Source organism: Vibrio cholerae (assembly GCF_008369605.1).
Taxonomy (GTDB): domain Bacteria; phylum Pseudomonadota; class Gammaproteobacteria; order Enterobacterales; family Vibrionaceae; genus Vibrio; species Vibrio cholerae.
The window spans coordinates 1109311-1121553 of the sequence record NZ_CP043556.1 but is presented as its reverse complement, the minus strand read 5'-3'; the positions used below and the strand labels follow the sequence as shown (position 1 = coordinate 1121553).

The window sequence follows — 12243 nt, the reverse complement described above, 5'->3', positions numbered from 1 at the left end:
GGGTACTATGTCTACTGAAGCAACTTTACTTGAACGCTGTCAATCACAATGCGAGCTATGCGCGGCCTCTGCTCCTCTTTCTCCTTTTGTGGTTGCTCCGCATGCCCTCGTCACTGTCGATCACGCAGTGATGCTGTGTGACACCTGTAAAGGACAAATCGAAAACCCAGAAACGGTGGATATGAACCATTGGCGTTGTCTGAATGACAGTATGTGGAGCCAAGTTCAACCTGTTCAGGTTCTCGCATGGCGCCAACTGAAACGTATTTCTGAAACGGAAGGCTGGGCTCGTGATCTGCTGGATATGATGTATCTCGATGAAGAGACCGCTAAGTGGGCAGAAATTGGCATGGACGATGATGCGGAAAAACCACGCGATGTAAATGGTGTTGAGCTGAAAAAAGGTGACGATGTCACCGTCATCAAAGATCTACCAGTGAAAGGCTCAAGCATGGTCATCAAACAAGGTACTGCAGTACGCGGTATCGCGTTAACCGAAGATCCAAAGCACATTCAAGGTAAGGTGAACGGCCAAACCATGTACATCATTGCTGAGTATTGCCGTAAAAAGTAATCGATGATTGAGCGAGTGAAAGCTTAATTAAGATAATAAAGAAAAAGCGCTTTAGGCGCTTTTTCTTATTTGAAGCATATTCGTAGCAAATACGCCCTTCAAGAAACAAAAAAGTCGGCAAATGCCGACTTTTTAAACTCTATTTACGCTTAACGGTATAAACCCACATCTTTTTGGATGTGTGCTGACATTTCAGTCGCGTAGTAATGACGTGGCGCATTATCTACAAACAGAATGTCAAACAGATGAGCAATCAATCCTTTGAAGTTAACCGCGTAGGTTTTTTTATCCTTAGAGGTTGGGACTGTCATTGTTCCCATTTGCATTGCCTGAGCCATGATTGCCTCTCTTGAATCGGTAACTTACTTTGTTGAGGTAAATATTAGTCAATGCACATCTGGTTAGAAAATGACTAATTTTGACGATTTGGATTACTAAAACTAATGAAACAATACATTAACATACTGCCATTTAGATATTCAACAAGTCACGAAAAAGTTCAAACTTTAAGCGTCTTTCACGCATAACTATTACGCCATTTTTTACAACACAAAAAACTTTAACAACTTATTTACTAAAAATATTTTTATCTCCCCATGACTCTACTCAACAGCGAGGCACAGGGAGATAACATTTGAAATTTAAGAGACTTTCTCTGCGATGGGTTTGGATTGAGAACGCTCACGGAGTACAGACGCGATCACCGCCGTGCTCATGGTCACCAGTAGCACGCAGAGTGAGATCGGCGTTGGAATTGCCCAAGCTGAATCAACTAACATCATCTTCACCCCGATAAACATCATAATGAAAGCCAAAGCCGGTTTAAGATAGAAAAATTTATCCATCATGCCTTGAAGTACAAAATACAGAGAGCGCAGCCCCAATAAAGCAAACACGTTCGCTGCCAGCACTAAAAATGGCTCTTGAGTCACGGCAAAAATCGCAGGAATCGAATCTAAAGCAAACATCACATCCATGAACGCAATGACGCCAATCACAATAAACATCGGGGTTACCCACCACTGCCCTTGCTGCTTACAGATCAATACATTGCCTTGATACTCTTTCGTCACGTTGAAGCAACGACGAATCAAACGTTCAGGAAGTGGGTTAATCGACTCTTCACCTTTATCGCGCGCCAATTGGATCCCTGTCCAAATCAGAAACAGAGCAAACACGTATAAGATCCAGTGATATTGACTGAGCAGTTGCGCCCCCACGGCAATCATGATCGCACGTAAAACCAGCGCGCCGATCACCCCCCAAAGTAAAGCTCGTGGGCGTAAGTACTCTGGCACTGAATATTGATGAAAAATAATCGCAAACACGAACAAGTTATCGACACTTAACGACTTTTCGAGCAAATAGCCGGTAATAAAAGAAAGAGTGGCTTTCTCGGCACTGTAACTGCTGTGAGGGGCGTACCATTGCCAGCCGTAATAAAGGCTAATCGCAAAGACAAACGCGAGAAGAAACCAGACGATGCTCCAGATGGCCGCTTTTTTGATCGTGACATTCCCACCACGGGTTTGCCAGAGATCAACGGCTACAAGAGTTAAGGTAAGTAGGCCAAAGCCAAGATAAGTGATTGGGGACATATTTTCCTCCGAGAACGGAAGATCTTGCTTCGTCGCCAGACATCAAGACCTTCCGCATACCAATGATTCCTGCAACAAATGCAGTATTGAATGCGTTGGTCTCGTCGAAGCGTTGAACTTGGATTCAGAGCTTATATTTGCCGGTTGAGCCAAACTCAACGTGATGACGACAAATAAACCTAAGGCGACTACTCCCCAAAACGTCGCCATTCTATGCCTGTGGTTTGACCGTGTCTAGTACAAAAAAAGGAGCCATATTCAATGACTCCTTCACGTTCGGCTTACCATTTTTCTATACACCATTGCGTGATAATTACACTCCCGCAAACGGCAATAGATAGATAAGGGCGGACCATATCCCCACCCAAGCCACTACCACTAATGTATCGAACCAATCTCGGCTTAACATGTTTTCCCTCCCCTTGCTCAGCAATATTGAGCAAAAACTAGGCAAAACAAAGCAAGCTGTATGCCAACCTACTTGATCAACTTGGTGTTGACGTGACATCCAAACCACTTGGAGTCACAGATAGGCAGCAAGGCAAAGAGATATCCGTTTTAATGATGGTGGCATTCACAAGCATCATGCGCATCAAAAGCAAGCAAGGACGGGCAGTCCGACAGCAGCTCAATAAAGGCATCGGCCATAGAAATCTGTGTCACCATGCCCTCACCTTCCATATCAAGCAGCGCATCATACCCTTCTTTGCCTTTCATGGTATAAGCGGAAGAGGTTCCCCAGTACAAGGCTTCAGAATCCACCGCTTGCCACTCACCATCTAATTGGATCTGCAGTTGTGTAATGCGTTGACCTATGGGCTTATCCGCTAAGTATTGATAACGCAGGTGATGGCAATATGGATAGCTGCCTGAGCCTGTTCCTTGCACGCCATTACTGAGCGCGTTATTGATCGCACCTTCCAGAGCGCGTGCGATCACTTCCCCTTTCACTTGGTAAACACCGATCGGCACGGCAAATGGCAAAAGCTTTCCTGCCACATCGGCAACTGAGATGCTACCCGGCAAAATTGACGTACGGACACCACCCGCATTATGGATGGCAAACTGAACGTCTAAGCCACGCTTATTCAATGCATACACAAATGCTTTCGCGACCAGAGGGGCAATCTCACTGCCGCCTTCAGCATCCGGTATGCGCAAATGGCGTAAAGTGCGATCCGCATGAGCGATAATTTGTTGTTGCAGTTGACGCACTTGGGGTATGTATTTCTCCTGCAATAGACTTTGCACCACAGGATCTTTTTTACACACCACCACATTCGGATGGTTATCCACTTCATCACGCGCTTGGCTATAACGCTCACTGATCTGCTCTTGGCTCATGCTGGCATCAACAAACATCCGACGCCCGAGCAGTAGCTCATTCCGCCCTTCAAATCGGGTCACCTCACCATTGGCGGCAAAATCAATCTGACAATGGCCAAGAGTAAGCGCGTAAAATCCAGCTTGAACGATATAGGTGTGATTGATTTTTAAGCCATATTCATCTTGACAGCCGAGGCCAAGGGCTGAGAAATCACCTTGTAGTACATGGCTATGCCCCCCCACAATCACACTGATCCCAGACACTTGTTCCGCTAATGCAATGTCACCGTCATAGCCTAAGTGACTCAGCAAAATGATCTTATTGATGCCGTGTTGGTGGATTGCCGCAATCGTCTTTCGTGCCGTCTCGATGGCGTTCACAAACGGAGTATCACTGTCTGGATTGGCAATATCGGCCATCTTATCAATCGACAGGCCAAAGATAGCAATTCTTTCACCCTGCGCCTTTTTCTCAATCCAGCGTGCATGGCCCTGAAGCGCATCATAGCTGTAGACTTTAGGGTTGCTCCCCAAACGCAGTGATTTGCTGTCTCGTTCTTGTGATAAATCCCAGTTGCCCGCCAACAAAGGAAATTGAATGCGCTGCGCGAATTGAGCAACGGGATAATTCCCCATATCCAATTCATGATTACCGATGGCCATTGCGTCTAACTTGAGTGCATTGAGCATGTCGGCATTCGCTTTACCTTTGAACAGCGAAAAGTAGAGTGTTCCTTGGAAACAGTCTCCCGCATGTAAAAACAGAAATTCGCGCTGCATGCGCTGCGCATCATCGCGTAATTGAGCAATACGGGTTGCAATTCGAGCAAAGCCCCCAGCACTGACAAAGGGTTTTAAAATGTCCGCATCATGTTCCAGCGTCAGTTGTAACGAGGTAGGTTCAAAGTAGGAATGGGTGTCATTAATGTGTGCCAGCGTGATCGACGCTGGCTGATTTTTTCTTCTCATAGGCATACATCTTCTCTCTTTTCCACTCCTATCCTAGCCCGCCGATCATGACAGAATCGTGACTTTTATGAAACCTCTCTGAAATTTTAGTGACGCTAAATAACTTATGTCACATTTTCTTGGCCTTATTCATTACAAAAATGTGAACTCTGGTTTGAAAAACCAAGCTTAACACCCTGCTTATATTGGGTTTTTCCTTTATTCTTAAAGAAAACCTCATAAGATAGCCCACACTATAGGCACTGGTGAGGAATCTAAGGAGCAGCCTATGCATTTAGAGCGAATTGAAATCGCTGGTTTCCGTGGCATCCGCCGACTATCACTGACCTTTGATGAAATCACCACACTGATTGGAGAAAACACTTGGGGTAAATCGTCTTTGCTGGATGCCCTATCGGTAGTATTGCCGGCGGATGGCACTCTGTACCCATTCACTCTGCAAGATTTCCACGTTGATTACTCCATTGCCGATGCGCAGACGCAAAATTTGCAGATCATCCTTGTTTTCGCCGCCAGCGACCTCCATGAGCCCAAGGCTGGGCGCTATCGCAAACTCAAACCGCTCTGGCAAACCGATGAACAAGGGGCGCAAAAAATCATTTATCGGATCAGCGCCTCAAGGGTCAAATATGACATCAGCACTCAATACGCTTTTCTAGATTTAGAGGGCAACTCACTCACTCTTCATCACTCAGAAAAATTGGCGCAAGAGTTGATGAGTTTACATCCAGTGATCCGCTTAAAAGATTCTCGACGTTTTGAAAAATCGCTCGCCAATGGTAACGGCAAGAATGCTCGTGTCGAGAAACGGATCAGCAATACCTGGCGACGTTTAATGGCGACGCCCGGACACGTTAACAAAGGCGAGATCCGCAGCAGTTTGAGCGCGATGAACTCTCTGGTTGAGCACTACTTTTCGTTCAAAAGTCAAAGCCGGAAAAATCCGCGCCGCGAACGCGACAGCTTACTGTATGCGGCCTCTCCGAGTGAAAAAAGCCTCAGCCAAATCATTCATGAAACCAAAAATAAACAGACTAAGCTGCTGCTTCTTGGTTTACTCAACGCGTATTTACAAGGCAAAGGGCCCAAAGAGCTACGCCGCTGCGCTCGGCCTATTTTGATCATTGAAGATCCGGAAGGTCGTTTACACCCTACACACCTTGCCCGAGCTTGGAGCTTTTTAGATTTGCTCCCCATGCAGAAAATTCTCACCACCAACAGCAGTGATTTACTGGGGGCGGTGCCTTTGCATTCGATTCGTCGTTTGGTGAGAAAATCCGATCGCACCATTGCGACCTCCGTTTCGCAACGCAGTTTAAGTCGAGATGAGTTGCGCCGCATTGGTTTCCATATCCGCTTTCACCGCTCGGGAGCGCTCTTTGCTCGCTGCTGGCTGCTGGTTGAAGGTGAAACGGAAGTGTGGCTATTTAACGAACTCGCACATCAATGCGGATACAACTTAGCTGCAGAAGGTGTGCATATCATCGAATTTGCTCAATCAGGGCTAAAATCCTTAATCAAGGTTGCACGTGCGTTTGGTATTGACTGGCATGTGGTGACCGATGGCGATCCAGCGGGGAAAAAATACTCGGCGACCGTACGAGGATTACTGGGACATGATCAAGAGCGACATCGCTTAACCGAATTGCCCGATCGAGACATTGAGCACTTCCTTTACTCGCACGGCTTTGAATACTTCTTCAAAGAGCTGGTTAAAATTCCTCATGACCACCCGATCCCCGCCAAAAAAGTGGTCTCTAAAGTTCTGAAAAAACACGCGAAACCGGATTTGGCTTTGGCGATCGTTTCACATTGTGAAAGTAATGGAACAGAGTGTATTCCTGTACTCCTGCGCTGGACGTTAAAACGGGTCATCACAATGGCAAACGGCAATACCTAGGATTGGTAAAGGTTTTCATCTACACAGGGATTGAATCTCCCCCTCCTAGCTGGGGGCTCTTACAAAAAAGCCACACAAAATTGTGTGGCTGTATCTAAATTCTTTCGATACGAATTATCAGGGGTACTCTTTACAATCGTTTTTACCAATAGGCTTTTTAACCAGTAGATTCTTTCACCTATCGCTTTTCTGCCAATCGTTTCTGAGAAAAGTTTCACACCGACCTTCACGCTTAGCGAGAAGTCATTTCGCTCACGATGGCCGTTTGTTCAGCGCGAGGTTGCTTGAGCTTGTGATGTAACCAAAGACCACTGGCTTTCATCAGATAACCAAACACACCACCGAGCATTAAAGACGGGATCACCAATTGCCAGTTTCCAGCAGCAGCAAAGGTTGCGCAGCAACCGATAAAGGTACCTGGGATATAGGCCAACCAGGATTTTTGCGCTTGGATACACATGATAAAAGCCACTAAAGCCGTCACAACGTAACCGACAATCTCAATTCCAACCCATTGACTGGCATGAATGATCACCATTGCCCAGAAAACACCCGTTAGGTTGGTTAATAAGCTCTGACCTAGCCCTTTCAAGCCATCTTTAGGGGACGCAAAGTAGCTCGTACAGCCAAGAAAACCAGCCCATGAGAGCAAGCCGAGTGAAACCGCAATCCATCCCCAAACACCAGAGAGAATTCCTGTGGTTAACGCAATAGCAAACAGAGCGCTCATATCCGCCTCATACATGCTGAAAAGTTTTCAGCCTTGGTGAATTAAGGCGACATGCTAACCGAAGAAAACCGGAATATTAGTGATTAAAATCACAATAAAATGATAATGGAAAACTTCATTACATTCATTTGGTGACGCAACCGATAAATCAACAGATTCAGGAAATATGATACCCCTTATAAGATGCTCGGTTTTCCTTTCATCATGCGTAATCCTTCACGTTTAATGCACTCAGCCAGTGGGTTTTCTTCCATATCTGCACGCCAAATAAAAGAGAGAGTGCGTTCCATGTTGAGCTCCGGCACATTCAGTGCCACCAGTAATCCACTTTCGATAAAGCGTTCGACATCCAAATACGGTAGGCAAGTCAAATAAGGGCCATTGGCCACCAGCGTGCGTAACACCGGAACATGTTCATATTCGCGCCAAACATCTAAGTCTGGGATTAACGGATGGATCACACTATCAAAAATATTGCGAGTCCCTGCGCCTTGCTCGCGCAGAACCCATTTCGCCTGTTCAAGCTGAGCAAGACTGACCGATTCACGTTTCGCAAATGGATGATGTGCCGAAGCGACAATCGTTAAGTGATCGCGACACCATACCTCTTGATAGATGCGGTTGTCATCGCAGCGTCCTTCAATAATCCCAAGATCGTATTTATAGTCGAGAACGCCTTCGATCACTCCCTTGGTACTTTTCACACCCAATGAGATGCGAATCTCAGGAAAGTCACTATCAATAATACTGATGAGATCAGGCACCAAGTGTTCCGCCGGGGTTTGACTCGCGCCTAAGCGGATCTCACCACTTAAGAGGTGTTGATCATAAAAGCCCATTTCAATCTGCTGGGCATCTTGCAGTAAACGCTTTGCTTTAGGGCGTAGCCACATGCCCCAATGGGTTAATGCCATCTGTTTACCTTGTCTTTCAAACAGAGGGCGTCCGAGCATTTTTTCCAACTGAGCTAAAGACATGCTCGTTGCTGATTGAGTGAGCGCCAGTTTATCCGCAGCCTGACTGACACTGCCACAATCGGCAACTGCATCAAATACTGCTAATTGCTTTAATGAATACCGCACTGCCTATCCTATTCTTTTCATTCACTGTTTTGCTCAATATGAGCAAACGGTTTCATTTTACGCTTCATCCCTACCATATCAATAGAATTGATGTTGTTTTTAAAAATTATCAATTTTACCTTTACTCCTTTGTCCCCCTAATCTGATGGCGTAGCAACGCATAAGGTGTTGTGTACTAAACGGAGGTAAACATGAAATTGAGTTTGGGGAGCGAATATGTCTGCAGCCTACTCTAAAAATCAAAACTGCTTTTCACCCACGGAAATGATGGCAGAAGCAGAAAAGTTCGCACTGAGTAAAGCGAAAAAAACCAGCGGCATGATCTTAGGTCTTTCGGTTATGGCGGGCGCTTTTATCGGTTTGGCTTTTCTGTTCTACATTACCGTCACCACAGGCAGCGCTTCTGCCGGCTGGGGATTGAGCCGACTGGCGGGTGGTGTAGCGTTCAGTATGGGGCTGATTTTGATCGTCATCTGCGGTGGCGAGTTGTTCACAAGCTCTGTGCTATCTAGCATCTCATGGGCAAATCGCGAAATCAGTTTTGGAAAAATGCTCTCTATCTGGGGCAAGGTGTACGTCGGTAACTTTATCGGTGCCATTTTTCTACTGCTTTTGGTGACAGCGGCTGGCCTTTACCAGCTTGATGAAGGCCAATGGGGTTTAAATGCCCTCAATATTGCGCAGCACAAACTTCATCACACCACAGTACAAGCTTTTGCTTTAGGCATTCTATGTAACCTACTGGTTTGTTTGGCTATTTGGCTGACCTTCAGTTCAGCGAATGCTATGACTAAAGCGGCCATGACCATCATGCCTGTCGCGATGTTTGTTTCTAGCGGCTTTGAGCACTGTGTGGCCAATATGTTCATGGTTCCACTGGGTATTGTTATTCAAAACTTCGCACCAGACAGTTTCTGGCAACAGGTTGGTGTGACAGCCAGCCAATACAGCGATTTGAATGTCACACAATTTATTACGGCGAACTTAATACCGGTCACGCTCGGCAACATTGTGGGTGGTGCCGTGCTGGTTGGCCTCGCCAACTGGAGCATTTACCGCCGCCCTCAGTTAAAAGCCGCCAATGTTGTCACGATTACGGAAACTCAAGCACTTACGTCAGTCAAGGAAACTCTTATGAAAAGCACAATTACAGTAAAAGATATGATGAACACTCAACCTGTTACTCTCAGCGTTGATATGACCACTCCAGCCGCGATCGACACCCTGCTCGACCACCATTTGTCCGCCGCTCCAGTTGTTGATATGCAAGGTCGCTTGGTTGGCGTACTCTCTAGCCATGATGTAATGGTTGACCTTTGGTGCCAAGACTACTTGCCAAGCCAAGACCAAAAAGTGGTAGATCTGATGACTCGTGATGTGATTGCGATTGATATCAACGACAAGTTGGTGGATGTGGCAGAGTTCTTCTGTATCGATAAAGAACAGCTATTCCCAACCACAAGCATGGGCATTGCCACTCGCTTCAACGCTCTGTCATTAGAAGAACGCGCGAAAAGTATGAAGGTAAACAAACCACATATGCTGCCTGTTCTACACAATGGTCAGTTAGTGGGAGTACTGGAGCGTAATGATGTGCTTGAAGCGCTGCGCCCAATTTATGGTGAACGAGTAAGAATTGTCAAAGATAAAGCGTTGGCTCGTGCTTAACACTCATTTTGGTTAGGAAATAAGTCGCTTAACCAAAAGCAAGCCCCCAAATTCTGGGGGCTTTTTCTACTCATCTGAGCCATGAATGAGTAAGGAATGAACATCGATTATTTTTGAACGCCTTCCACATGCAGTTCCATATCGACATAGCTAGAAGCACCCATCACTTGAATGCCGAAATCTTTCAGCTCAAGACGGGTAGTACCCGCAAAGCCAGCACGCTGACCACCCCATGGATCTTGCCCAGCGCCGATAAACTCAGCATTGATCACGATGGGTTTGGTTTGACCATGCAGAGTCAAGTCACCTTTCACCTCAAGCTGACCATTGCCTTTATCAACCACTTCGGTGCTCTTGAAGGTAGCGGTCGAATATTTCGAAGCATCGATAAAATCTGCGCTGCGAATGTGCTTGTCACGCTCCGCATGGTTTGAATCTAGGCTGCGTGTATCCACATTCACCACAACACTCGAAGCGGCAATGTTGGCAGGGTCGTAAGAAAATTCACCATCAAATTTATTGAAACGTCCCTTAATGTAGCTATAACCCAAATGATTCACTTTGAAGTTGATTGAAGCATGCGCGCCTTTTGTATCAATCACATAGTCAGCGGCATTAGCTGCAAATGGGATGGACATAACTGCAGCAAGACCAACTGCCATTAGTGTTTTTTTCATTTTGATGCTCCTGTCAGCATTTTACGTAACGTGTTATCACGGTTAATAAAGTGGTGTTTAAGTGCGGCGACGGCATGCAGCCCCGCCAGTATGATTAAGCCCCAAGCCGTATAAAAATGGATATTGCCTGCGATATCCGCTTGGTTTTCAAATAGAGCCCCCGCCCCAGGTACCGTAAACCAGTTGAACACCTCAATACCTCGACCATCTTCCGTTGAGATGAGATACCCAGAGACAAAAAGAACAAACAATCCAACGTACATCAAGTGATGAGCACTTTTAGCCGCTACGATTTCCCAGCGCGCGCCTTCAATTTTCGGAGATGAAGAAAGCGCTTTCCAAATCAGACGAAATAACGTCAAACCTGCCAGTAACAAACCTACCGACTTATGCCAGTGTGGTGCTGTGCGGTACCATTCACTGTAGTAAGAGAGATCCATCATCCAAGTGCCAACGGCAAACATCCCGATAACGACCAAAGCAGAAATCCAATGGATACTGCGAGTGACCAAGTTATAGTGTTGGCTGTCTGAATTTTTCATTACGTCATTGCTCTTATCGTGTTTCAGTTACAGGGTTGTAGCTTATTGGTTAACAATTATTCTCGAAAGAGTATTTACCAATTTTTACGTTGCGCCTAGTCAATCCATCTGAAGAAGTACATCAAAAAATTAGAACGAACTTTGACAGAGTATAGACAACACTCGCCATTTATGGCTTTCACGCACCTTGAAAGAGTCATATCAGTCAAGAAGGTTCATGACTGACTTGTAACAAAACGTGAATTTGGTAATTCATCGAACAGTACCAAGCGGACTAACATTTACCCACCAGAAAAGCGCTAGAGATCAAGAAGTCACCGTTTCCTGCTAGTGACAAAGTGTAACTGTGATAATCTTGTTTAGCTTTTGTAAGGGAGAACAACATCTTGCTACTGGATATCGTCACGCAAAGTGTCAATGAGTTTCAGGTGGACTGCCTCAGATTATGTGAGAAGCATTATCCAACCATTCATAATCAAGGAATGAGTGAACACCATTTAGGGTTAGCTTTTGCAAGACGCCTTGCCAGAACGTTGAGTGAATTTGGTCATCCTTGCGAATACGCCCCCATCGAGTCGACCTATCAACGCGATTTACCTCATCATTTCAGAGTATCCAGTGACGCGGGTACGGTATGGATTTTGACTCATCATCTGATGAGTGCGGGTAAAGCTTGCCGAGTCAAGTTAATGCGTGACATTAGCCAGTGGAAACAAGAATACGCTTATGTGATTCAGCCCAATGATTTACTGCTGCTACTGAGCGATCACTGGATGGGACGCAGCCGAAAAAGTCGTGAACTGCTCCATTGGTGGACCGGACAACTGCCAGATGAAATGGAGGAATACCATGCTCAAGGGATCGGGTTACAGGAAAGTGATTCGCAATTAACCCAAACGTTGGAACATTACTATCAAATAAGTCCCTGTTTCATCAAATTCGGGCACCCACTGAAGCGTTCTAAAAATCAGCAACTGGTTCGTAAATATGTACAACTTTACGCCGTGTTACAGTGGAGCTAATCGTTTGCTCGACGAATGATCTAGACGGAGTTCTATTTTTGCCCGCCACAAAAAGTGAGCTACGTCGATATTTGTAAAACCTTTTTACGCACACTCTACAATCAGATTTATTGAACACCGCAATATGACAGCTTGATGTATTTTATCTGCATATT

General features: G+C 45.7%; 11 protein-coding genes. 4 read left to right on the top strand and 7 right to left on the bottom strand.

Annotation, left to right across the window (positions count from 1 at the left end):
* The first annotated feature begins 7 nt into the window (after window positions 1-7).
* Complete coding sequence (locus F0316_RS19725) at window positions 8-574, top strand: PhnA domain-containing protein (protein WP_000102406.1); 567 nt, start codon at window positions 8-10, stop codon at window positions 572-574.
* 149 nt (window positions 575-723) lie between these two features.
* Here F0316_RS19725 and F0316_RS19720 read toward each other — a convergent pair whose 3' ends face one another.
* From F0316_RS19720 to F0316_RS19710, 3 genes are all read right to left on the bottom strand, one after another.
* Entirely contained in the window at window positions 724-912 is a 189-nt protein-coding gene (locus F0316_RS19720) for a hypothetical protein (protein ID WP_000035884.1), read from the bottom strand.
* A gap of 303 nt (window positions 913-1215) precedes the next feature.
* Window positions 1216-2172, bottom strand: coding sequence for a TerC/Alx family metal homeostasis membrane protein (locus tag F0316_RS19715; protein ID WP_095478341.1), 957 nt, complete (start codon window positions 2170-2172; stop codon window positions 1216-1218).
* Between the two features lie 558 nt (window positions 2173-2730).
* Window positions 2731-4473, bottom strand: coding sequence for a bifunctional metallophosphatase/5'-nucleotidase (locus F0316_RS19710; RefSeq protein WP_149560865.1), 1743 nt, complete (start codon window positions 4471-4473; stop codon window positions 2731-2733).
* A 262-nt stretch (window positions 4474-4735) separates the two neighbouring features.
* Between F0316_RS19710 and F0316_RS19705 the strand changes: the two genes are divergently transcribed.
* Complete coding sequence (locus tag F0316_RS19705; protein ID WP_000549956.1) at window positions 4736-6367, top strand: ATP-dependent endonuclease; 1632 nt, start codon at window positions 4736-4738, stop codon at window positions 6365-6367.
* A 232-nt stretch (window positions 6368-6599) separates the two neighbouring features.
* On the opposite strand, the gene F0316_RS19700 is transcribed toward F0316_RS19705, so the two are convergent.
* Together F0316_RS19700 and F0316_RS19695 are read right to left on the bottom strand one after the other, a co-directional pair.
* Complete coding sequence (locus F0316_RS19700) at window positions 6600-7097, bottom strand: DUF1097 domain-containing protein (protein WP_172626093.1); 498 nt, start codon at window positions 7095-7097, stop codon at window positions 6600-6602.
* Between the two features lie 176 nt (window positions 7098-7273).
* Window positions 7274-8179, bottom strand: a complete 906-nt coding sequence (locus tag F0316_RS19695; RefSeq protein WP_001270755.1) for a LysR substrate-binding domain-containing protein — start codon at window positions 8177-8179, stop codon at window positions 7274-7276.
* A 216-nt stretch (window positions 8180-8395) separates the two neighbouring features.
* Here F0316_RS19695 and focA point away from each other — a divergent pair, with 216 nt between their 5' ends.
* A complete protein-coding gene (focA, locus tag F0316_RS19690) occupies window positions 8396-9847 on the top strand; it encodes a formate transporter FocA (RefSeq protein ID WP_001271449.1) in 1452 nt (483 codons plus the stop codon).
* Window positions 9848-9954: 107 nt separating this feature from the next.
* Here focA and F0316_RS19685 read toward each other — a convergent pair whose 3' ends face one another.
* Together F0316_RS19685 and F0316_RS19680 are read right to left on the bottom strand one after the other, a co-directional pair.
* Complete coding sequence (locus F0316_RS19685; protein WP_000753204.1) at window positions 9955-10524, bottom strand: YceI family protein; 570 nt, start codon at window positions 10522-10524, stop codon at window positions 9955-9957.
* Window positions 10521-11066 carry a cytochrome b gene (locus F0316_RS19680; protein ID WP_000797827.1) on the bottom strand — a complete coding sequence of 182 codons (546 nt, stop codon included), beginning with the start codon at window positions 11064-11066 and terminating at the stop codon, window positions 10521-10523. The genes F0316_RS19685 and F0316_RS19680 overlap by 4 nt, the downstream gene beginning before the upstream one ends.
* Before the next feature lie 386 nt (window positions 11067-11452).
* On the opposite strand from F0316_RS19680, the gene F0316_RS19675 reads away from it, so the two are divergent.
* On the top strand, window positions 11453-12088 hold the full coding sequence (locus tag F0316_RS19675; protein WP_000923231.1) for a hypothetical protein: 636 nt from the start codon (window positions 11453-11455) through the stop codon (window positions 12086-12088).
* Window positions 12089-12243: the final 155 nt, after the last annotated feature.